The following is a 22,800-nucleotide window of genomic DNA, read 5'->3' on the forward strand; positions in this document are numbered from 1 at the left end:
CGGCCGCCTTTTCCTCCCGAGTCGTCCTACCATCGTCCTGGTCATGGGTCGCCTCGACGAGATGCGCCGCCGGTTGCCGGTGGTCGACAGCCTGCCCGCCGCCGGATCTCGACGCTATCGAGCGTCGCCGCTGGATGACCCCGACACGATCGAGCGCGAGGTCCCCCGCCCCACCCTGGCGGTGTGGGAGCTGACGCTGGCCTGCGATCACCGCTGTCTGCACTGCGGCCCCCGAGCGGCCAAGGCCCGGCCCGACGAGCTGACCACCGACGAGTGCCTCGCGCTGGTCGACGAGATGGCCGAGCTCGGAGTGCGCGAGGTGGTGCTGATCGGCGGCGAGGCCTACCTGCGCGACGATTTCCTGCTGGTGATCCGGCAGTGCCGCCTGCGCGGCATGGCGGTGACCATCACCACGGGCGGCCACGGCCTCACCCCCGAGCGGTGCGAGGCCGCAAAGGAGGCGGGGCTGCGCGGGGTCTCGGTGTCGATCGACGGGCTCGAGCACAACCACGATCACGTACGCAACCGCCCCGGGAGCTGGAAGCGCGCGTTCGAGGCCCTGCGCAACGCCAGGGCGGCCGGGCTGCCGATCGCCTGCAACACCCAGATCAACCAGCGCACCTGGTCCGAGCTCGTGCAGCTGCTCGAGCTGATCGCGGCCGAGGGGATCTATGCGTGGCAGATCCAGTTCACCATGGCCCATGGCGGCGCGGCCGATCACCCCGAGCTGCTGATGCAGCCGTACATGCTGCTGCCGGTCTACGAGGAGATCGACCGGGTGATCACGCGCTGTCGCGAGCTGAACATCAAGCTCTGGCCCGCCAACAACGTCGGCTACTTCGGGCCCATGGAGCAGCGGCTGCGATTCCACCAGACCGGCGGTCGCTACTTCTCGGGCTGCAAGGCGGGGATCAAGACCCTCGGAATCGAGAGCAACGGCCAGATCAAGAGCTGCCCCAGCCTCGGCGGGCCGCCCAACCTCGGCGGCTCGTGGCGCGAGCACGGGCTGCGGGCGCTGTGGGAGCGCTCGCCGCAGATCGCCTATGCGCGGCGGCGCACGCTCGAGGATCTCTGGGGCTACTGCCGGCAGTGCTACTACGCGCAGACCTGCATGGCCGGGTGCACCGCGACCTCCGAGCCCCTGCTCGGACGGCCGGGAAACAACCCTTACTGCCTGCATCGCGCGCAAGAGATCGATCGCATGGGCATGCGCGAGCGCCTCGAGCCCGTACGACCGGCAGCCGGGGTGGGGTTCGACAACGGACTGTTTCGGTTGATCCGCGAGCCCAAGGATCCCGCACGGCGCAACGAACCAGGGGCAACGGTGATCGAGGAGCCACGGGTGGACCGCTGCGAGGAGCCACTGGGGCCGGGGCGGCCGATCGAGTAGCATCGCCACATGATCGAAGCCCGCCGATGGCTCGTGTGGATCGCAATGCTCGCGATGGGATGCGGTGGCGGCTCGCCCCGAGGCACCGCGCCTTCCGAAGGCAAGGGCACGCCCGAGGCCAAGGACGCTCCCGAGGGCAAGGGCCCGATCGACACCAAGGCGTCGCCCGAGCCCACGCCCATCACCGAGGCACGACCCGAGCGCTTGCAGGTGCCCGACCCCTACGTGCCCACGCGAGCCCTGCCCGAGATCATCGTGAACGATCCAGGGTCGACCTGCCCCGAGCTGCCCGCGCTCGCAGCCGATGCGTCCGAGGCCCGCAAGGCGCTGCATCCCCATGCGGTGGCGGTGCGGCGGCTGGCCTGCGAGCCCATGCTCTACGGCAAGACCACCGAGGAGCTGCGCACCGAGCTGGGCCTTGCGCCCGAGGCCAAGGTCGAGATCTCGGGCATCGGCAGCGCCCGGCTCGAGCTCCCGGTCGAGCTGACCGTGGGTGACGTCGCGGCGGTCTTCGGAATCGCCACGCCTTCGGTCCACCTGACCTGGCAGGCCTATCACGCCCGCACGAGCCTGGGCACCAATGCCACCACGGGAGCCTTCGATCTGTGGGGCCCGGGCCGGGTGTGGCTGAGCGTCCGGTACGAGGTCGACCGCTACGGCGACGACTCGGGCAAGGAGAAGGTGCTACCCGCCGCGCCCGAGCTATCCGTGGCGAGCTCGATCTCGATCGGCATGCCGAGCGCCGTGGTGTCGATCGCACCCGACCCCGATGCGATTCCGCTGATCGTCACCGCGCTCGACACGTTGGCGGCCAAGCCCGAGCTGCTCGAGGGGAAGCCGGAGGAGGTGGCTGGCCAGATCGGCCTCGCGGGCGAGCGCTTCCGCATGGCCGAGACCTCCACGCACTCGGGCGACACGGTGACCCGTGGCCTCAGCATCGATCCCCGACGCACCACCGTCCCCGCCGCCGCGCTCGCGGCTGCGCTCGGCCTACCCGATCCCAGGGCCGTCAACGTCAACCGCGAGCACGACGTGTGGCAGATCGAAGCGGGCGGCACCACCGAGATCCCGTGGAAGACGCTGGAGCTCGAGTTCGACCTCTCGACCCCCGAGGACAGCGCGGGGACCCAGCCCCTCGGCACCCTCGAGGTCGGCTTCCTCGCGGTGATGCCCCGGGGCTCGTGAGGCGCCTCGAGCCCGCTGCCCGGCGAGCTCGGGCCGAGTGGATCACACGGAGGATCTAACCACCCGAGCCGGAGCTGCCCGTGCCCGTACCGGTCCCCGTGCCCGTACCGGTTCCCGTGTCCGTACCCGTGTCGCTTCCGCTTTCAGTGGGCTCGGCGGTCGTCTCCGTTCCCGAGCTCGACGACGTGGCGCTGGTGTCCAGCGGCCCATCGAACGACGTGTCGGGACCCCCGTAGGCGGTTCCCACGGCCTCGTAGGTGTCCATGGTGGTCGAGTCGCTGGTCGAGGAGACCGTGGAGCTCGCGGAACTCGAGGAGCTCTCGGAGGCGCCCACGGTCTCGCCCTCATCCTTGGCTCCGCACGCGGTCACGCCGAGCCCGAGCAACGCGCCCATCACCGCCGTGCCGAGGCTCGAGCGCTCGCGGATGACGGTGTCGCAGAACGGACAATGACGGGCATCGGTACGAACGAAGCGCTCGCAGGCAGGGCAAGGGATCATGGAGACGATCGTATCATCGGGCTACGTCCACCGGGCAACGAAGTCGACCAGGGCCCGGCGCAGCTCGTTCAACGGCTGCCTCGCCGTGCGGCGGGCTCGTCCGCTCGAGCGTCCGCGCCGGGGTGACCTCGTGCCTCGTTGCCGTCTCCGTGACCGGCTGGCGGGACGAGGACGTCGCATCCACCAATCTACCGACAGGGCAGGTGCACGTCGATCACGGCGCCCGTGTGCACGCGTCCGTTCGTGTCGACGTAGGTGAACGCCGCCCGCTCGACTCCGCAGTTGCCGCGGGCGTCGCAGGTGGGCTCGTCGCGCCATGACAGCTCGAGCGCCACGATCCCCCGCGTCGTCAGCGACTCGTGCTCGGGATGCGTCGAGCGCTTGTCGCGATCGTGATCCGACCACAGCACCAGCTCCTCGAAACGCTCGTCGGCCGCCGTGATCCATCCGTCGCGGTTGGAGTCGAGCTCGCGCAGCGCCAGGAACCCGTGCCGAGCCCGCCGCCCGTCGGCGAGCACCGTGCCCGAGCCGAACAGCTCGTGCCCGCCGTCGATCGAGCCGCTGCGATCGCGATCCAGCGCCAGCCATGGCGTCTCCGCTCCCGGCCAGTCGGTCTGCATGCAGACCCCGCCCGTGCCCACGTCGAACGCCGCCGTCGAGGCGTCGCTCATCACCGGCTCGACCCCATCGAACGAGAGCACCAGCGGCGTCCCATCCACGCACTCCCACCGTGGAATCCCACCGGAGACCTCACAGGTCGCGGTGCCGCCGACGTCTCCACAGCTCTCGGTGTCTCCTGGCATGCACTCGAGGTCGTGGCATCGGCCCCACTCGAGGCGGTTGAGGAACCGGTAGCACACGTTGAACTCGCCCTCCTCGCCACACGCATGGACCGAGCCCTCCTCGTCGCACTTCTGGCCGAAGAGATCGATCGGTGCCGCATCGGAGGCTGGGGCATCACCGTCGGTCTCGGTCTCGCCGTCGGTCTCATCCTCGCCGTCGGTCTCATCCTCGCCGTCGGTGTTGCCTTCGGTCTCGGTCTCGCCCTCGCTCTCGGCCACGACGGGGTCGCCGGAGTCGTCGCTCGGCTCGCCGCAGCCGAGCGGGAGCATCACGAGCCCCGCGAGGGTGATCCACGTGCCGTTCATGCGCATCGTTGCCGTCCAATCCAAGGAATCGGTCGCCGCGGCTGCGGCCGCCGACCTGTTCCCATCAAGTGCCCACCGACGGACGATCGATCGGTTGCGGTGATGAATCTCCGCAGGAACATCGTTCTCGAGCCTCAGCCCGAGCGCGCGGGTGCTTTCCAGGTCCCGTCCCACCCCGGCATCAGGGGCGAGCCGCATCGAGTCGCGCCCGATCGATCATCGCTCAGCCCCCGCTCGTGCCCGTCGTGCCCGTACCGGACCCGGACTCCGTGCCCGTCCCGCTCCCCGTCTCCCCGGTCGCAGTGTCAGCATCCGCCGTGTCCTCGTCCGGCGGCAGCGTGTCCACATCGGGCCCACCGTAGGCCGCCACGCTGGCCTCGGCGTCGGGCGGCCCGGTGGTGGTGCTGGCCATGCTCGTGGTGCTGACCATGCTCGTGTTGGTCATGCCGGGATCCTCGGTCGCCATGGTGGTTGAACCCGCCACGGTCTCGGCCCCCTCGTCGCCAGTGGAGTCACCACCGCATGCCGACAGCGTCAGCCCGAGGATCACGCCGGCAATCGACGAGCCGAGCGGCGGCGGAGCGCTGCGCAGGCCGGTGTCGCAGAACGGGCAGCGGCGGGCATCGGGAAGCACGAAGCGGTCGCAAGCAGGACAGGGGATCACGCCCGGATCCTACCACGTCCCGCCCCCCGACCACGCGACGAGCTCACCCGAGCTCGTGCCCGAGCGACAACCCGAGCTGATCCGCCCCCACCTCGTTCTTGGCCGGATTGCGCGGCCCAGGCCGCGGCGACCACTGCGGTACCACCCCGCGACGCTCGAGCTCGAGCAGCCAGCGCTTGGCCTCGATCCCCCCGCCGAACCCGGTGAGCTTGCCCGTCGACCCCACCACGCGGTGACACGGCACCACCACCGAGATCGGGTTCTGCCCGTTGGCGTGCCCGACCGCCCGCGCGGCCCCGGGCTGGCCGAGGCTCGCGGCCTGCTGCCCGTAGCTGCGGATCTGCCCGTACGGGATCTCGCACAGCGCCGCCCAGGCACGCCGCTGGAACTCGGTGCCGAGCGGACGCAGCGGCAGCTCGAACGCCCGCCGCTGCGCCTGCAGATACTCCGCGAGCTGCCGCGTCGCCTCGCTCTGCGGCCGCGGGTCGTCCTCGAGCGCCGCCCCCTGCCGCGCTGCGTGGGCGCGCAGGTCATCGAAGCGCGCCCGCGTCTCCAGCGAGAAGCCGACGTACACCAGCGCGTCGTCGGCATCGGTCACGACCACCAGCGGCAGTCGTTCGTCCCGCACCCAGGCAATGCGCCAGCGCTCCATGACCACGAGCATAGACCACCCCTCGCCCGACGACGCCGATGCCGCGCAGGCCGGCCCTGCGTCCGCAGACCCGCCTCCAGGGGCCCCATGGAGGGGAATTTGACTCCCCGGGCCCGCGCTCGCAGCATCCAAGGGTGACCTCCTCGGCTCCGCCGCCTGCGCGCTCCCTGGCTGGCCTGCTGCGGTCGTCCCTCCGGTCGTCCATGCGGTCGTCGTGGACGCGCCCCGCCACCGTGCTGATCCTGGGGGCGCTGGGCCTGGGCTACTGGAGCTGCGCGACCACGCAGGAGCCCGATCCGGCCGAGGCCAGCCAGATCCCCTCCACGGATTCGCCGGGCCCGACCGACCCCGCGCAGACCGTGGCGATCGCCGACGAGTCCGACCAGCCGATCCTGCTGCCCGTGCTCAACGAGGAAGCGCTGACCGCCCGCGTGGCCGCGCAGCGCCGACTGCTCGGCGGCAACCTGTTCGAGGACGTGCGAGGCCGTCCCGTACCGTGGATCACCCCCCAAGGCGAGCTGCCCGAGCCCGATGACGACGTGGTGACGGCCGCCGACTCGGAGGGCTCGATCGACGATGCGCTGCTCGACAGCCTGCCCGGCTCGTCGGGGCTGGGGGCCGGCGCCGGCGATCCCACTGCGGTCGCCACCGGCCTGCCCGTCAACGGCAACGCGCTCGGCCTGTTCGTCCCGCTCGAGACCGAGCCCGCCGCGCTCGCCAAGTTCTACGGCGCGCTCGAGGATCTGCGGCAGGGTCGAGACACCGACGGCAAGGTCCGCGTGCTGATCTACGGCGGCTCGCACACCGACGCCGACATCTACCCGCAGTACATCCGAAGCTACCTGCAGGAGCGCTTCGGCGACGGCGGCCATGGCTTCGTGCACGTGGCCCGGCCGTGGCGGTGGTACCGGCACGTCGACTACCGGGTCGAGGGCGCCAAGTACTGGATCACCGAGCACGCCCAGCGCCGCAAGGGCCGCGACGATGGCTTCTATGGCCTGATGGGGTGCAGCCTCGCGGCCAAGAGCAAGCGTGCGTTCGGCAAGGTGATCCCGCGCGGCGACGCGGTGGGAGCGACGTACGAGATCTTCTTCCTGCGCCAGCCCAAGGGCGGCGGCTTCGAAGTGCTGGCCGACGGCAAGAAGCTCGCCACCGTCAAGACCCGCGCCGACGAGGTCGGGGCCGGCTACCACCGCTTCACGCTGCCCGAGGGGCAGCACGAGATCGAGGTCAAGCTCGACGGCAAGGGCGAGGTCCGGCTGTTCGGCATGACCATCGAGCGCGAGCAGCCCGGCGTGGTGGTCGACACCCTGGGCATCGGGGGCACGCGCGCCGCCAACATGCTGCGCTGGGATCAGGCCACCTGGACCGACAACGTCGCGCACCGCGACCCCGATCTCGTGATGATGTTCTACGGGACCAACGAGGCCACCGACGAGGATCAGCCGATCTCGGCCTACGAGAGCGACCTGCGGTCCGTGCTCGAGCGCATCCAGGTCGCGTCTCCGCACGCTAGCTGCCTGATCATGGGCCCCGGCGACTTCCCGCGCCGCAGCGAGGACGGCACGTGGCACAACCGCCCGCGCATCGACGACATCATCACCGTGCAGCGCCGCGTGGCGAGCGAGATGGGCTGCGCGTTCTGGGACACCAAGGCGTTCATGGGCGGCGAGCTGTCGATGCCGCTGTGGGCCGCCGCCCAGCCGCCCATGGCCAAGCAGGACCACATCCACTTCACCAAGCGCGGATACGTACGGATCGGGATGGGCGTGGTCGATGCGCTGATGATGGGCTTCGACGGCGACGACGCGGACCTCGGCGGCTGAGGCCGCGGTCTCCGTTCGAATTCGAGTGCCAATCGGCGTCGCGGGAGCCATGCTGGGGCGCCCGCCGAGGAGCCAGCATGGATTCACTCGCATCGCTGCAGCCGGAGTACGAGGTCGTCATCGTGGGTGGTCGCCCGGCCGGGGCCAGTCTCGCGGCGCGGCTGGGCGCCCAGGGCGTGTCCACGCTGGTGATCGACAAGGCCACGTTCCCCTCGCTGCCCAGCGTGCCCTCGTGTGGCGTCCTCTATCCTCAGACGACCGCATTGCTCGACGAGCTCGAGATCGACGAGCAGGACTACTGCGGCGACGACCTGAGGATCCGCCGCTTCGTGATGCAGATCTCGGGCGCGTTCCACTCGGTCTTCCCCATGGTGCAGGCCCACGGGCGCGACTACTTGTGTGGGATCGATCGGGCACGCTTCGACGCGGCGGTCCGGGGCACGCTCGACCGCCAGCCCACGGTCGCGGTGAGCGACGGCGTGAGCTTCACCGACCTGGTGCGCGACGACGATGGCCAGGTGACGGGCGTGCGGATCCTCGATGCGGAGGGTGAGCCCCGCACGATCCGTGCGCGCGCGGTGATCGGAGCCGACGGCCGCTTCAGCACCGTGGCCCGCAAGGCCGGGGCCCGCGTGCTCGAGGACTACGCAGACCGCACGAGCACCGCCCACTTCGCCTCCTGGGAGGACGTCGCGCCGTTCGACGACGACCCCCAGCCCTCCCTCTGCGTCTACACGACGATGCGTGGCATCGACGTGCTGTTCTTTCCCACGGGCGGTGGCCGGGTGTTCGTGTGCACGCATCAGCGATCGGACCGCGTGCGGCAAGTGGACGACCCCCTGGAATTCTACCTGCGCACGATCGAGCGGGTCCCCGAGGCGTGGCGGCGACTGCAGGGGGCCAAGCGGAACGACGACCTGGTGGGGCTGCGCAGGGTGGGCAACCGCTTGCTCGAGCCCGGCGGCCCGGGCTGGGCGCTGGTGGGTGACGCCATCCACCACAAGGATCCCGTCGACGGGCAAGGCATCTACGACGCACTGCTCGGCTCGAAGATCCTGGCCGAAGAGCTGCAGCCGTGGCGCAAGGGCAAGCGAGGCTGGGACGAGATGGTGGCTCGCTACGATCGCCGCTTCCGCGATGGCACCCACGGCATGTTCATGGCCACGATGGGGCGGCTGCGCCGCGAGCTGTACGACGAGCCCCCCACGCTGGTGATCCACACGCTGCTGCGATGGATGCTCACCGACGACGAGTACAGGCAGCAGTTCCTGGGGTTCCTGTGCCGCACGGTGCCCCCCGATCGCTGGCTCACCCCGGGTCTGATGGGCCGCACGGCGCTGCGCGGGATGCTGCGCGACATGAGGCGGGTGTTTCGGCGCTCCGGGGCCGCCTGAGAGCGACTCGGCTCTCGGAGCGCCGGGCCATGCATCCCTGCTGACGACGTCCTGTCAGCAGTCATGGCCAGGCGCTTGCCGCCGATGCCGGGTCGCCGCAAGCTCGTGCCGCCGTGGACGCGTTCTCCCCCGCCACTCGCGCCTGGTTCGAGCAGAGCTTCGAGGGCCCCACCGCCGTGCAGGTGCAGGGCTGGCCGCGGATCGCCGCGGGTGAGCACAGCCTGCTGCTGGCCCCCACCGGCAGCGGCAAGACGCTGGCCGCGTTCCTGTGGTGCATCGATCGCCTGATCCGCGTGCCCGAGCGCGGCGCGGGCGTGAAGGTGCTCTACATCTCGCCGCTCAAGGCGCTGGTCTACGACGTCGAGCGCAACCTCCGGGCCCCGCTGCGAGGCATCGCTCGCACGGCCGAGCTGCAGGGGCGGCCGGTGCTCCCACCGCGGGTCGACGTGCGCACGGGCGACACGGCCGCGCGAGATCGGCGACAGCAGGCCAAGGATCCCGGCGACATCCTGGTCACCACGCCCGAGTCGCTCTATCTGCTGCTGGGGTCGCAGGCGCGAGAGACCCTGCGAACGGTCGACACCGTGATCGTGGACGAGGTGCATGCGCTCGCGCCCACCAAGCGCGGCGCTCACCTGTCGCTGTCGCTCGAGCGGCTCACCGCCCTGTGTGCGGCCCAGGGTGGTCACGATCCCCAGCGCGTGGGGCTGTCGGCCACCGCCCGCCCGCTCGAGGAGGTCGCACGCTTCCTGGGTGGCGATCGTGCGGTGAGCATCATCGACACCAGCGAGCCGCCCAAGATCGATCTTCGAATCATCGTGCCGGTCCCGGACATGACCAGGCCCGCGGAGGGTCTGCAGCGGATGCTCGACGAGTATGCGCGGGAGCAAGAGCACCCGGACTCGGCGCTCGACGCCCCGGCCCCCCCACCCGACGAAGCGCTGCCCTTCGATCTCGCAGCCGCCGGTCTCGATCCCGAGGATCTCGCGCCCTCGCCCAGCCGCCTGCTCGCGCAGCAGCAGCGCTCGGTCGTGGCCGCTCGCTGGGCCCGTCGCCGCAGTGCCGACGAGCCATCGAGCGCGCCTCCGATCCACGGTCCGCGCGCAGGCTCGGTGGTCGTGCCCGCCCCCGCCCCCACCGGCGAGTCACCCGAGCACAGCATCTGGCCGGCCGTGTATCCGCGCCTGCTCGACCTCATCGCGGAGCACCGCACGACCATCGTGTTCGTCAACTCGCGCGGCCTGTGCGAGCGCCTGGCCCAGCGGCTCAACGAGCTGTGCGGCGAGGATCTGGTGCGTGCGCACCACGGCAGCGTCTCGCATCGCCAGCGCGCACAAATCGAAGAGATGCTCAAGGCCGGCCAGATCCGCGCGATCGTGGCCACCAGCTCGCTGGAGCTGGGCATCGACATGGGCACGGTCGACCTGGTGGTGCTGGTCGAGTCGCCCGGAGCGGTGTCGCGAGGCCTGCAGCGAGTCGGGCGAGCCGGCCACGGCGTGGGTCAGGTGAGCGTGGGCCGGCTGTTCCCCAAGCATCGCGGCGATCTGCTCGAGAGTGCGGTGGTGGCCCGGCGCATGGCCGAGGGCGCCATCGAACCGCTACGGGTCCCGCACAGCCCCCTCGACGTGCTCGCGCAGCAGATCGTGGCGATGGTGGGCGTGGAGCCGTGGGCGCTGCGCGAGCTCGAGCGCACGGTTCGGCGCAGCGCCTGCTTCGCCCACACGCCCCGCGACGCGTTCGTGGGCGTGCTCGACATGCTCTCGGGTCGCTATCCCTCGGGGGCCTTCGCCGACCTGCGCCCGCGCATCGTGTGGAACCGCGACACCGACGAGCTGAGCGGGCGACGCGGCGCCAACATGCTCGCGCTGGTGAGCGGCGGGACGATCCCCAATCGCGGCACCTACGGCATGTTCATGGGCGAGGGCGGCCCCCGCGTCGGCGAGCTCGACGAGGAGATGGTCCACGAGACCCTGCCCGGTCAGAACATCATGCTGGGCTCGAGCACCTGGCGGGTCGAGCACATCACCCGCGATCGGGTGATCGTCTCTCCCGCCCCCGGTGAGCCGGGACGCCTGCCGTTCTGGCGCGGCGACGGGCCCGGGCGGCCGATCGAGCTGGGCCGTGCGCTGGGGGCCTTCACGCGAGAGCTGACGTCGCGCGATCGCGGCGAGGCCGAGCCATGGTTGCAGCAGGAGTACGGCCTGGACGAGCTGGCCGCCAAGAACCTGCTCGACTACGTCCACGAGCAGCGAGCGGCCACGGGCGTGCTGCCCACCGATCGCGCGATCACCATCGAGCGCTTCCGCGACGAGCTGGGCGACTGGCGCGTGTGCATCTTGAGCCCCCTGGGCGCCCGCGTGCACGCCCCCTGGGCGCTCTGCTTGCAGACCCGGCTCGAGGCGCGCTTTGGCTTCGAGGTGCAGGCGCTGTGGAGCGACGATGGAATCGTGATCCGCCTGGTCGAGGTGGACGAGGTGCCCGAACTCGAGGTGCTGCTGCCCGCCCCCGAGGAAGTCGAGGAACAGGTGGTGCAGCAGCTGGCCCACTCGGCGCTGTTCGCCGGGCAGTTCCGCGAGAACGCGGCGCGGGCCCTGCTCTTGCCGCGCAAGCGCCCCAACGAGCGTCAGCCCCTGTGGGCCCAGCGACTCAAGGCACAGCAGCTGCTCGCGGTGGCGCGCGAGTACCCGGCATTCCCCATCATCATGGAGACCTACCGGGCGTGCCTGCAGGACGTGTTCGACCTGCCCTCGCTGGTGGAGCTGATGCAGGGGGTGCAGCGGCGGCAGATCCGGGTCGACGTGGTGGAGACGCCCTCGCCGTCTCCGTTTGCCCGCTCCTTGGTGTTCGCCTACGTGGCCAATTTCCTCTACGAGGGCGACGCACCGCTGGCCGAGCGCAAGGCCCAGGCGCTCGCGCTCGACCGCCAGCTGCTGCGCGAGCTGCTGGGACGAGAGGAGCTGCGCGAGCTGCTCGATGCGGCGGTGATCGACGACGTGCAGGCCGAGCAGCAGGGCCTGGCCGAAGCTCGCCGAGCGCACCACGCCGATGGGCTGCACGATCTGCTGCGACGCGTGGGCGACCTCGGCGACGACGAGCTGCGAGCGCGGTGCACCGAGGATCCGCAGCCGTGGCTGAAGGCGCTCGAGCACTCGCGGCGAGCGGTGAGCCTGCGCCTTTGCGGGCAGCCCCGGTGGATCGCGATCGAGGACGCCGGCCTCTATCGCGACGCGCTGGGGGCCCTGCCGCCGCCGGGCGTGCCGGCGCCGTTCCTCGAGGACGTGCCCGACGCGCTCGATCAGCTCGTGGCCCGCTACGCGCGGACGCACGGGCCGTTCGTGAGCTCGGCGATGGCCAGCCGCTACGCGCTGCCGCCCGGTCAGGTCGCCGATGCCCTGCGACGGCTCGAGACCAAGGGCGTGGTGCTCAGCGGCGAATTCCGACCCGGAGGGCACGGGCGCGAGTGGTGTGACGCGGAGATCCTGCGGCAGATCAAGCGACGAACCCTGGCCAAGCTGCGCGGGGAGATCGCCCCGGTGGAAGCGGCCGCGCTCGGCCGCTTCCTTCCCGAGTGGCACGGGATCGGCGAGGGCCGGCGCGGCATCGCGAGGCTCGAGGAGGTGCTGATGCAGCTCGAGGGCCTGCCGCTCTCGTACGCCGAGCTCGAGCAGGTGATCCTGCCCGCCCGCGTGCCCGACTTCGCCCCGCGCATGCTCGACGAGCTCGGGGCGATGGGCTGGCTGGTGTGGGTGGGCCGTGGCGCGCTGGGCAAGACCGACGGGCGTGTGGCGCTCCATCGGCGCGAGCGCGTGAGCCAGTCGTTGACGCCGCCGCAGCCTCCCGACGACGTGGTGCTCGACGAGCTGCACCAGGCGATCCTGCGCAAGCTCGAGCAGCGCGGCGCGTGCTTCATGGTCGAGCTGCACGAGCTCACCAGTGACCGCGATGCGCTGCAGGAAGCCCTGTGGGACCTGGTGTGGTGGGGCCTGGTGACCAACGATACGTTCGCTGCGCTGCGGGCCCACGCGCGTCCACCCGCGCGCAGAGTGGGCAAGCGCGGTCATGCCAACGCAGGCGGCGGCGGGCGCTGGTCGCTGGTCGCGAGCCTGCTGCACGGAGAGGTCGGCGAGACCACGCGAGCGCATGCGCGGGCGGTGACCCTGCTCGAGCGCTACGGCGTGGTCACCCGCGAGACCGCGGCCTACGAGGAGCTGCCCGGGGGGTTCTCGGCGATCTACGGCGTGCTCAAGGCCATGGAGGAGGCCGGCAAGGTGCGACGCGGATACTTCGTGGCGGGGCTCGGCGGAGCGCAGTTCGCCTCGCCGGGCGCGGTCGATCGCCTGCGCGCGGTTCGAGACCCCGACGAGGACCAGGCGGTGGTCGTGCTGTCGGCGCTCGATCCCGCCAATCCCTACGGGTGGCTGCTGCCGTGGCCGGTACGGGGTGACGATCGCTCGGGCGGTGGACCGCGACGGGTGGCGGGCGCGAGCGTGGTGCTCGTGGGCGGAGAAGCGGTGCTCTACCTCGACAAGGGAGGCAAGCGGCTGGTCACCTTCCCCGCGGCCGATGAGCCCGAGAAGATGGAGGTGGCCGCCCGCGCGCTGGTCGGGGTGGCGGCGCGGCACCGCGGACGCATGCTGCGGGTGGAGACGATCGACGGCGAGGCCGCGAGGGTCTCGCGGTTCGCCGATGCACTGCGCGGAGCCGACTTCCGCAGCGACGTGCGAGGGCTGACGCTCGAGGCCGCACGGTAGGGCTCGAGCTCGATGAGAGCTGATATCCTCGGCTCCCCGTGACCGCCCCGGACCGCGATGCCCCTTCCGGCAATCACTCCGTACGCACGATACGCAGCCGCGACACGAGCTCTCCCGCTCGACCTTCGCTCGCGACCAAGCTGGTCCGGATCATCGATCGCTGGGCCCGCGTCTCCACGATCGAGCGCGACGACGACGAGCTACGACGGATCCGCCTGTGCACCGGTACCCTGATGCTGCTGCTGGCGATGTGCGCAGCCCTTGCGGTCTCGTACGGGCTCCTGGGCCGGCTCGAGTCCGTCCTCTACGCCAGCCTTGCCGGGCTCGGCTACGTCGTGCTGCTGCTGCTCATCCGCGCGGGCATCGGCTCGTCCGTGGTGGTCCACGTGCTCGGTCTGGTGTTCGCAGGCGTCGTCACCGGGGCCGGACTCGGCTCCGAGGTCCATGTCGAGCGGGTTCCGTACACGCTCATCGTCATCCCGGTGCTGATCACCCTCTCGCTCGGGGGCCTCGCGGGGTGGCTGTGGTGCGCCTTGATCGTCGCGTGCACCCTGCTGCTCGCCTCCCAGAGCACCGAAGATCCCGTCCAGGTTCGCGCCAACGTCCTCCACGTCGTCGTCATCGTCGTGATCCTCACCGGCGCCGTCCATGCCTTCGACGTGCTGCGCACCCGGGCCCTCGCCCGCGCCGAGGAAGCCCGCCGCCAGGCCGAAGAAGCCGCCGCCGCCAAGGCTCGCTTCCTCGCCAACATGAGCCACGAGATCCGCACCCCCATGAACGGCGTGCTCGGCATGCTCGGCCTGCTGCTCGACACCCGCCTCGACACCCGCCAGCGCGACTATGCCGAGGTCGCCCATGCCTCCGGCGTCACCCTCCTCGACCTCCTCAACGACATCCTCGACTTCTCCAAGATCGAGGCCGGCCACATGCGCCTCGAGGCCGTCCCCTTCGACCTCCGCGCCCTCGTCGAGGACGTCCTCGACCAGCTCGCCGTCCCCGCCGACGCCAAGGACGTCGCCCTCGTCTCTCGCTGCCCCGCCGACGTTCCCGTCGACGTCGTCGGTGATCAGGGCCGCATCCGCCAGGTCCTCCTCAACCTCGGCAGCAACGCCGTCAAGTTCACCACCGAGGGCCACGTGATGGTCTCCGTCACCCACACCCCGCGCGACGACGCCTCCGCCCTGTTCCGCATCGAGGTCCAGGACACCGGCCCGGGCATCCCCCACGACCGCCAGCAGGCCATCTTCGAGCACTTCCAGCAGGTCGACACCTCCACCACCCGTACCCACGGCGGCACCGGCCTCGGGCTCGCCATCGTCAAGGAGCTCGTCGCGCTCATGGACGGCCACGTCGGCGTCCACAGCGAGGAGCAGCGCGGCTCGACGTTCTGGTTCACCGTGCCCTTGCAGCTCGTGCCCGACGCTCCGGCTCGTACCGTGGCCCCGCCCGACCTCGCCGGACTGCGGGTCCTGGTCGTCGACGATCACCTCGTCAACCGACGGATCCTCACCGAGCAGCTCTCGGGCTGGGGCATGTCCGCCGAGCCGTGTGCCTCGGGTGAGCGGGCGCTCGAGCTGCTGCGCGAGGCCTGCGAACGAGAGCAGCCGTTCCAGCTCGCCATCCTCGACTTCCACATGCCGAAGATGGACGGCGTGCAGCTCGCTCGGGCCATCAAGTCCGATGCCGCGCTGCGCAGCACGGTACTGCTGATGCTCAGCTCCGTCACCCATCGGACCGGCTCCGACGAGCTCGACGACGCTGGCTTTGCCGCCTATCTGGTCAAGCCCGTGCACCAGAACGACCTCATCGATGCGATCACCACCGCATGGGGCGAGCGAGATGCTGCGAGCGACCGCTCGCCCGTCGTCCGCATCAGCCACTACGGCCGCCACCACACCCAGACCGGGCCCAAGGCTGCGTTTCGCCTGCGCGTGCTGCTGGTCGAGGACAACTCCGTCAACCAAAAGGTCGCCCAGCGCATGCTCGAGCGTCTCGGATGCCGGGTCGACGTGGCCGGCGACGGCAAGGCTGCGCTCGCCATGCTCGACACGTTTCCCTACGACCTGGTGCTGATGGACGTGCAGATGCCGGTGATGGACGGCCTCGAGGCCACCCTCGAGCTCCGCCGTCGCGAACGCGGCACCGACCGGCACCTGCAGGTCGTGGCCATGACCGCCCATGCCCAGCCGAGCGACCGCGAGCGCTGCCTCGCGTCCGGCATGGACGACTACCTCAGCAAGCCGATCCGCCGCCAGGACCTGCTGCGCGTGCTTCGTGCCCTCGCGCCCGCGGGCGCAGAGGGGGATGGCTGACGCTCGGGACGGCACAGGTGGGGTGGGTGTTGGTGGGCCGGCCGCGTGCTCCGTACGCGGTCGATCACCACGACGACCCCGGCTCCGCTATCCTCGCGCCACCCATGGACTCCGCCGAGATGATCGAAGCCTGTCTGGCCCACACCATGTACACGTGGGCTGCCACGAGCAAGGTCTCCCCCCTGCCCGTGCAGCGCGCCGAGGGCGTGTATCTGTACGGCCCCGAGGGTCAGCGCTGGCTGGACTTCAACAGTCAGCTGATGAGCGTCAACATCGGGCACAGCCACCCCAAGGTCGTCGCGGCCATGAAGCAGGCGGCCGATGGGCTCATCTACGCGTTTCCCGGCACGGCCACGGAGCCCCGGGCGCTGCTCGGTCGTCGCCTCGCGCAGCTCGTGCCCGGGAACATCAACACGTTCTTCTTCACCCTCGGCGGGGCCGAGGCCAACGAGAACGCGCTCCGGGCCGCGCGCGCGTACACGGGCCGCAGCAAGGTCCTGTCGCGCTACCGCAGCTATCACGGGGCCACCCACGCCACCATGCAGCTCACGGGCGACCCACGTCGCTGGCCCAACGAGCCGGGACCTCCGGGCTTCGTCAAGGTGCTCGACCCCACGCCCTACGACTATCGCTTCGGCACCAACGACGAGGAGATCGTCGCCAACAACCTCCGCTACCTCGAGGAGGTGATCGCGATGGAGGGGCCCGAGACGATCGCCGCGATGTTCATCGAGTCGGTCACGGGGACCAACGGCATCCTGCCGCCGCTTCCCGGCTACCTGACGGGGCTGCGGGCGCTGCTCGATCGCCACGGGATCCTGCTGGTCTGCGACGAGGTGATGGCGGGCTGGGGCCGCACGGGGCGGCTGTTCGCGTTCGAGCACGGCGAGATCGTCCCGGACATCGTCACCATGGCCAAGGGGCTCACCAGCTCCTACGTCCCGCTGGGCGCCATGGGAGTGAGCGATCCGATCGCCGAGCACTTCCGCGAGCACGTCTACTGGGGCGGCCTCACCTACAACGCACATCCGTTCGCCTGTGCCGTGGCCCTGGCCGCGGTCGACGTGCTGGTGGGCGAGGGCATGGTGGACAACGCAGCCCGGCTGGGCCTCGTGATGCGCCAGGAGATGGATCGGCTGGCGGCCAAGCACCCCTCGGTCAAGGAAGGCCGCTGCATCGGCCTGTTCGGCATGATCGACCTGCAGCGCAACGCCCGGGGCGAGCCGCTTGCCCCCTTCAACGGCAGCCACCCCGCGATGGCGGCGTTCTCTGGCTGGCTGCGCGAGCACGGCCTGTTCACCTTCGTGCGCTGGGGCAGCTTCATGTGCAACCCCCCGCTGTGCATCACGAAGGAGCAGCTGCTCGAGGGCTTTGCCATCATCGACGAAGCGCTCGCGATCACCGACGACGCGTTCGAGGATTGAGCTCCACCACAGTGAGATCGACATGCTGACCCGAGAGGTTCGAACGGAAATCGAGATCGCCGCCCCGCCGCAGGCGGTGTGGGACGTGATGGCGGCACTCGACCGCTGGTCGGAGTGGAACCCGATCATCGCGGGTGTGGAGCTGCGGGGACCGCTGCGCGAGGGCACGCGCGGACGGTTGATGCTCGAGCTGCCGGTCGGAGGACGGCAGTCGCTCGCGGTGAGGCTCTGCACCGTTCGCCCGCCTCACGAGCTGGTCTGGGAGGGCGGCGTGCGAGGCGTGGTGAAGGGACGTCACGGGTTTCGGCTCGAAGAGACCAGCAAGGGCACGCGCCTGCACCACTACGAGGCGTTCTCCGGCGTGCTGGCGCCCGCATTGGTGCGAGTGATGCGAGGATGGCTCGGTCAGGGGTATCGACGGCTCAACGAGGGGCTGCGCAATCACTGTGAGCACGGCGGCTGAGCCCGGCCGTCGTACGCGCCCCGGGCGAAACGGGCCAACGCCGAGTGCACCACGGTGCGCTCGGCTCACGAAAACGAGGTAGGCACCCGAGCCGGCTTCGATTTCACGCAGCTCCCCCGCGCCGGTAGCGTCGCGTTATGCTCGGTCGTGGCAATGGATCCAGAGGATCTCGACCGTGGGCCCAGGCTCGAGCCACAGGAGCCCCTGGGAACGGCGGCCCGCCGCATGGGCCGGTGGCTGGTGGCCCGGATGCGATATCACGAGTCGGGCACTCGCGAGGGACGAGATCCCGAGGAGCTGCACCAGATGCGAGTCGCCACCCGTCGCCTCCGGGCGATGCTCGCGATCTTCGGGGAAGCCTTCGATGCAGCCACACAGCAGGCGCTGCGGCTCGAGCTGCGGTGGCTGGCGTCCGTGCAGGGAGCGGTGCGGGACCTCGACGTGCACCTCATGGCGATGCCGCGCTGGCGATCGGCCTTCGACGGCGGTGAAGTCGAGCACCAGGGCTGGGATGGGGTCGAGCAGCGGCTCGAGCGACTGTGGAACCAGGCCCGCGTCGAGCTGCTCGAGGCGCTCGACGGCGAGCGCTATCGCCGGCTCGTGGAGCTGGCCGGAGATGCCTTCGCCCCGGAGCTGGAGCCCCCGACCGAGGCCACCGCGGGACGCCTGGACAACGCGCTGCCCGGGCTGCTGCGTCCTCCGCTGCGAAGGTTCAGGCGCGCCCACGAGCGGTTCGAACGCGAGCGCACGGTGGACGCAGCGCATCGCCTGCGCATCGCGGCCAAGCGGGTGCGCTACGCCACCGACATGATCGCGCCCATGCTGGGCTCCCGCGCCCGCAAGCCGCTGCGCCGGCTGCAGCGGTTCCAGGATGCGCTGGGCGAGCTGCAGGATGCCACCGTGGCCGCGGCGCTGGCCGAACGGCTCGCCAAGCAGGAGCTGCAGGCCGAGGCCGCGCCGAGCGTGTTGTTCGTGCTGGGTCAGCTCCACGGCGCCAGCATGGCGGCCCTCGAGCAGGCTCCATCCCGAGTGCGACGCGCAATCCGAGCGCTCGAGCCCCGCAAGCTCCGTCGCACCGTGGGGCGAGCCGCACGAGACGTCGCCATGGCCTGATGCATCCTCAGCCCGGCGGGTCGGGCTTGCACAGGCCTCCGCCCTCGATCTGTGCGTTGGTCCGGTAGGTGTTCAGCGTCTCCCAGTTGTTGATCGGCTGCTGCGGGATGGTCCCGTCCTCGCGCACGTTGGTCACGTAGTAGGCGTGCTGGTTCCAGATCCGCCGCGCCTGGATCCAGCGGTCTTGCACGTCGGCAATCGCCTGCAGCGCCGGCTGCCCGCTGGTCGAGGTCACCAGGATCTCCGCCGAGCCATCGTTGTCGATGTCGGCCACCACCGGATACTCCACGATCGTCGGGCTGCTGCGATTGATGGTCAAGAGCACGGCCCCCGTCTGCCCGTCGTAGATCCGAAACGCGACCTCGTCGGTGTACATCGCCTCCGCGATCCCGTTGCCATCGAAGTCGAACGCGGTGCCCCCGGTCGCCCCCGAGAAGTCCTGCACCATCACCTGCCACAGCACGTCGGCCGGGTTGGGCCCCTCGTAGACCGCATAGTACGACTGCGAAGAGCTGGCCCACTCCGACACGTCGTCACCGTCGAAGTCGTGGATCGTCCCCGGGCGCTGCCAGATCGTGTAGGCCCCCGCGCCCACCCCGGTGGGCGTGACCGGCCCCCACTTGGTGGTGCCGTCGTGCTCGAGCATCCAGATCCCCTGCCCCGAGGTCACGAAGATCTCCGGCTGCGGATCCGCGTCGAGGTTGCCGATCTGTGGGATCGCCTGCGAAGACACGGTGGGGTAGCGGTCGTAGTACACGCTGCCGTCGTGGTGATAGGCGGCATGGCCCGTCACCACCTCCATGTCGCCGTCACCGTCGAGGTCGACCCCCACCGAGGCCTCGCCCTCGCCGGGGACGGGGTTGGGGGCCGACCACAGCATGACCCCGTTGTGATCGTAGACCTCGTGATTGAACACGATCTCCACGTCGCCGTCGGCATCGAGGTCGTGCAGTGCAACCGAGCCCGACTCGCGCGAGAATTGGTCGGCCGCGGCGTTGTCGGTGACGTTGGCCCACTTGAGCGTGCCGTCGTGCTCGAACGCCTTGAGCCGAAAGTATCCGTTGTCGCGGTAGAGCGTGACGATCTCGGGCAACCCGTCACCGTCGATGTCGCCCAGGGCCGGGGTCCCCGTACACGACACGTTCTCGGTGAGCGGAATCGAGAAGTGCTCGACCCCGGTGGCCCCGTCGAGCACGTGCACGTAGCACGAGGTGTTGTAGGAGACCGAGGTGTTGGCCACCAGCACCACGTCGGGGATGTCGCAGAGGTTGACCTCGCCGTCGCCGTCGTCGTCGGTGAGGTTGGCGACCAGCGGGGTCACCCAGCTGGCCTCGTTGGCGCCAAAGGTCCACTGGACCTGGGGGTCGAAGCTGTCGGGCGGGGCGAATTCCTCGCACGGGCCCACGCCGGAGACGTCGCCGTTGACGTGACACTCGTCGATCGGGATGTCGGGCGCGTCGAACACCTCGACGTCGAACTTGAACCCATCGTCGGCGGTGTCGTCGACGGTGGCCGAGCCACTGGCGCTGGCGGTGGCCGTGCCCACGCCCGTGCCCGAACCCGACCCGGTGGAGGTGTCACCGGTGGGGCCGCTGGTGGGCACGGTGACCGTCGGGCTGGTGTCGACATCGAAGGGGTCGTTGCCCGGATCGTCCGGACAACCCACCAGCGTCAGCGCTCCCAGGCTCGGACCCATCCATCGCGATCGCATCGCGCGATCGTATCAGAGCGGGCTACCGAGTCGGCGTGTTTTGGGCCTGCTCGTGCTCGAACGCCGCGCGTGCCTGCTTCTCCAGCTTCAGCCGGCGCTTGCGCTCCTCGGGCCACGCCTTGCGCTCGAGCGCCTCGAGCCGCGCGGCTTCCTCGTCAAGGGTCCGATGCACCGTGACGTCCGACATCAGCTCGTCGATCGCGTGGATCTCGAGCTCCGAGCGGCGCACGAGCTCCTCGTGGGCGGGATTGCCTCGTGCCGCGTCGATCGCCTTGGTGAACCACTCACGCGCCGCCCTGACTCGATCGGGATCGAAGGCGTCCGTGTCGGCCTCGAACCGGTAGAGCTCGAGGTGGGCTCGATTGTACATGTCGACCGGATCGGGCTCCGGCTTCGCAAGGAGCTGGTCGTAGATCGCGGCCGCGTCATCGTAGCGCCGCAGGCCTCGCAGGGCGACCGCAAGCAGCCGCAGCCGCTCGTGCTCCTCGCCGAGATCCACCGTACGTGCGGCCGCAACGAGCATCTCGCGCGCGGTCAGGAAGTCGCGCATGTGCAGCGCCGCCGTCGCCCCGGGAAGCGCGGCGTCGGCTCGGCCGGGGTCGAGCTCGAGCGCGCGCTTGAAGGCCTTGAGCGCATCGACCTCATTGCCGTGATCGAGGTGGAGCCGCCCCAGCCCCACGAACGCCTCGGCCGCAATGGATGGCGAGGGGCGCTCGGCCACGACGTGATGGAGCTGCAACGCCGCTTCCTGGCGAAGCCGCTCGGCCCCCTCGGGCTCGCGGCGGGCGATGGCCATCATCAGCCGCGCCTCCAGCACGCGCACCCGCGGCTCCTCGGGCGCGAGCTCCAGCCAGGTGTCCAGGTGGCGCTTGGCGTCGTCCCGCGCAAAGTGTGAGCCACCATCCTCGTAGAACCGCAGGAGCAGCCGTACCACGCTGGCGCGCACCTCGTGCAGCGCGGGATCGGCCCGCAGCGCCTCGTGCAGGAGGACCAGCGCTCCCCCGTCGTCGCCGGCTTCGCGAGCGACGACCCCGAGGGTGTGGAGCCCCTCGGCCCGAGCCCAGCGCGGCATGCCGTCGAGCGACTCGAGCAGCAGCGCTCGGGCGGCGTCGGGCTGGCCGCAGTCGCGCAGCAGCGAGGCCGCCTCGAGCCGGGCCCCCACGTAGGGCTCACCGTGAACCCGATGCAGCTCGACCAGGCCCTCGGCCCACGTGGAGCAGCGTTCGGGCTCGATCGCACGACGATCACCGGCCTGGGCGATCTCGCGGCGCAGCGCCTCGAGCTGCTCGGTGGGGCTCGACGCCGTCGTGGCCGCGACTCCCGGCGCCACCGTGGGCGAGCCCTCCGCCGCGCCCTTGGGCGCGCATCCCAGCGCCGCCAGCCATACCCACGCTCCAGTCGTCAGAATGCGCACCACGGTCATCGAGCCGTGGGACGGCCCGCGGTGTCGTTTGTTCCCGAGCTCCACCCTCGCAGACCTCGTCACGTCAGAAGTAGAAGACCAGCCCCATCTGGCCCCCCGCGTCGACGCGAGTGGCCACCTCGACCTGCAAGAGGCCGCTGTACTGGGTGAACCCCACCTGCAGGTCTCCCTGGAGGCTCAGGCTCACGCGGTCGCGCAGGAAGTACTCGATGCCGATGACCGGCCCCAGGCCGAACGCCACCAGCCAATTGGCCCGCCCTTCGGGCTCGGCGTAGCCGAGGCGAATGCGCCCGCCCGCATACGGAGCGATGCGCCGCCAGACGCGAAAGTAGCGCTGCAGGCCAAAGCTGGCCGCAAGGCCCACGTCGTTCTGCGAGTCGCCCGAGTCGGGATTGTGGTGGAACACGCCCGCGCCGATCGAGAACGGCATCACCCAGCGCTCACCGAGCACCCTACGAAATCCCAGCTCGGTGAACGTCAAGCGGTTGACTCCGAAGTCGCGCAGCCCGCCGATGGTCATGGGAGCGAGGCCGCCGAACGTGAACTGCATGCCCCACTGGCCGGGTTCGAAGCGCTCGACCGGCTCGTCGTCGTCGTCATCATCATCGTCGTGATGCGCGATGAGGTCGGGGGCCTCGTCGTCATGGGCCACCGGATCGGGGGTCGAGACCACGGGCATGGGTTCGGGCTCGGGCTCGGGCTCGGGCTCGGGTTCGGGTTCGGCCTCGGGCTCCACCGGAGTCGGGGACTGGACCTCGGGCGTGGGGGTCTCCACGGCTCCATCGGACGGCTGCGGAGGCGTGGGAACGGGTGCCAGGATCGCAGCGAAGAGGATGGAGCGTGAA

At 70.5% G+C, this 22,800-nt stretch carries 16 protein-coding genes; 9 read left to right on the plus strand and 7 right to left on the minus strand.

Features of this window, described 5'->3' with window-relative positions; all coding sequences use genetic code 11:
- Positions 1-43: 43 nt before the first annotated feature.
- Positions 44-1,390, plus strand: a complete 1,347-nt coding sequence (locus OEB96_RS44105) for a radical SAM/SPASM domain-containing protein (RefSeq protein ID WP_266223008.1) — start codon at positions 44-46, stop codon at positions 1,388-1,390.
- Positions 1,391-1,399: 9 nt separating this feature from the next.
- The gene (locus OEB96_RS44110) at positions 1,400-2,575 is read left to right on the plus strand and encodes a hypothetical protein (RefSeq protein WP_266223009.1); all 1,176 of its coding nucleotides are present in this window, start codon (positions 1,400-1,402) and stop codon (positions 2,573-2,575) included.
- A 55-nt stretch (positions 2,576-2,630) separates the two neighbouring features.
- Here OEB96_RS44110 and OEB96_RS44115 read toward each other — a convergent pair whose 3' ends face one another.
- The 4 genes from OEB96_RS44115 to OEB96_RS46495 form a co-directional block, all read right to left on the minus strand.
- On the minus strand, positions 2,631-3,074 hold the full coding sequence (locus tag OEB96_RS44115; RefSeq protein ID WP_266223010.1) for a hypothetical protein: 444 nt from the start codon (positions 3,072-3,074) through the stop codon (positions 2,631-2,633).
- Between the two features lie 188 nt (positions 3,075-3,262).
- A complete protein-coding gene (locus tag OEB96_RS44120) occupies positions 3,263-4,222 on the minus strand; it encodes a calcium-binding protein (RefSeq protein ID WP_266223011.1) in 960 nt (319 codons plus the stop codon).
- Between the two features lie 223 nt (positions 4,223-4,445).
- Positions 4,446-4,886 carry a hypothetical protein gene (locus OEB96_RS44125; RefSeq protein ID WP_266223012.1) on the minus strand — a complete coding sequence of 147 codons (441 nt, stop codon included), beginning with the start codon at positions 4,884-4,886 and terminating at the stop codon, positions 4,446-4,448.
- Between the two features lie 43 nt (positions 4,887-4,929).
- Positions 4,930-5,538 carry a methylated-DNA--[protein]-cysteine S-methyltransferase gene (locus OEB96_RS46495; RefSeq protein WP_323137502.1) on the minus strand — a complete coding sequence of 203 codons (609 nt, stop codon included), beginning with the start codon at positions 5,536-5,538 and terminating at the stop codon, positions 4,930-4,932.
- 203 nt (positions 5,539-5,741) lie between these two features.
- Here OEB96_RS46495 and OEB96_RS44135 point away from each other — a divergent pair, with 203 nt between their 5' ends.
- The 7 genes from OEB96_RS44135 (at position 5,742) to OEB96_RS44165 (ending at position 18,821) form a co-directional block, all read left to right on the plus strand.
- Positions 5,742-7,364 (plus strand): GDSL-type esterase/lipase family protein, encoded by a 1,623-nt coding sequence (locus OEB96_RS44135; RefSeq protein ID WP_266223013.1) that lies wholly within the window; start codon positions 5,742-5,744, stop codon positions 7,362-7,364.
- A 77-nt stretch (positions 7,365-7,441) separates the two neighbouring features.
- Entirely contained in the window at positions 7,442-8,758 is a 1,317-nt protein-coding gene (locus OEB96_RS44140) for an NAD(P)/FAD-dependent oxidoreductase (protein WP_266223014.1), read from the plus strand.
- 113 nt (positions 8,759-8,871) lie between these two features.
- The gene (locus OEB96_RS44145; RefSeq protein WP_266223015.1) at positions 8,872-13,509 is read left to right on the plus strand and encodes an Lhr family helicase; all 4,638 of its coding nucleotides are present in this window, start codon (positions 8,872-8,874) and stop codon (positions 13,507-13,509) included.
- A 38-nt stretch (positions 13,510-13,547) separates the two neighbouring features.
- Positions 13,548-15,821 carry a response regulator gene (locus OEB96_RS44150; protein ID WP_266223016.1) on the plus strand — a complete coding sequence of 758 codons (2,274 nt, stop codon included), beginning with the start codon at positions 13,548-13,550 and terminating at the stop codon, positions 15,819-15,821.
- 104 nt (positions 15,822-15,925) lie between these two features.
- Positions 15,926-17,245, plus strand: coding sequence for an aminotransferase class III-fold pyridoxal phosphate-dependent enzyme (locus OEB96_RS44155; RefSeq protein WP_266223017.1), 1,320 nt, complete (start codon positions 15,926-15,928; stop codon positions 17,243-17,245).
- 22 nt (positions 17,246-17,267) lie between these two features.
- Positions 17,268-17,708: an SRPBCC domain-containing protein gene (locus OEB96_RS44160; protein WP_266223018.1), complete on the plus strand. Its 441-nt coding sequence runs from the start codon at positions 17,268-17,270 to the stop codon at positions 17,706-17,708.
- Between the two features lie 153 nt (positions 17,709-17,861).
- Positions 17,862-18,821 (plus strand): CHAD domain-containing protein, encoded by a 960-nt coding sequence (locus OEB96_RS44165; protein ID WP_266223454.1) that lies wholly within the window; start codon positions 17,862-17,864, stop codon positions 18,819-18,821.
- Positions 18,822-18,828: 7 nt separating this feature from the next.
- On the opposite strand, the gene OEB96_RS44170 is transcribed toward OEB96_RS44165, so the two are convergent.
- From OEB96_RS44170 to OEB96_RS44180, 3 genes are all read right to left on the minus strand, one after another.
- Complete coding sequence (locus tag OEB96_RS44170; protein ID WP_266223019.1) at positions 18,829-20,532, minus strand: FG-GAP repeat domain-containing protein; 1,704 nt, start codon at positions 20,530-20,532, stop codon at positions 18,829-18,831.
- A gap of 22 nt (positions 20,533-20,554) precedes the next feature.
- Positions 20,555-21,949 carry a tetratricopeptide repeat protein gene (locus tag OEB96_RS44175; RefSeq protein WP_266223020.1) on the minus strand — a complete coding sequence of 465 codons (1,395 nt, stop codon included), beginning with the start codon at positions 21,947-21,949 and terminating at the stop codon, positions 20,555-20,557.
- Between the two features lie 70 nt (positions 21,950-22,019).
- Positions 22,020-22,730 carry a hypothetical protein gene (locus OEB96_RS44180; RefSeq protein ID WP_266223021.1) on the minus strand — a complete coding sequence of 237 codons (711 nt, stop codon included), beginning with the start codon at positions 22,728-22,730 and terminating at the stop codon, positions 22,020-22,022.
- Between the last annotated feature and the right edge of the window lie 70 nt (positions 22,731-22,800).

It is taken from the genome of Paraliomyxa miuraensis, from assembly GCF_026337845.1.
GTDB lineage: Bacteria > Myxococcota_A > Polyangia > Nannocystales > Nannocystaceae > Paraliomyxa > Paraliomyxa miuraensis.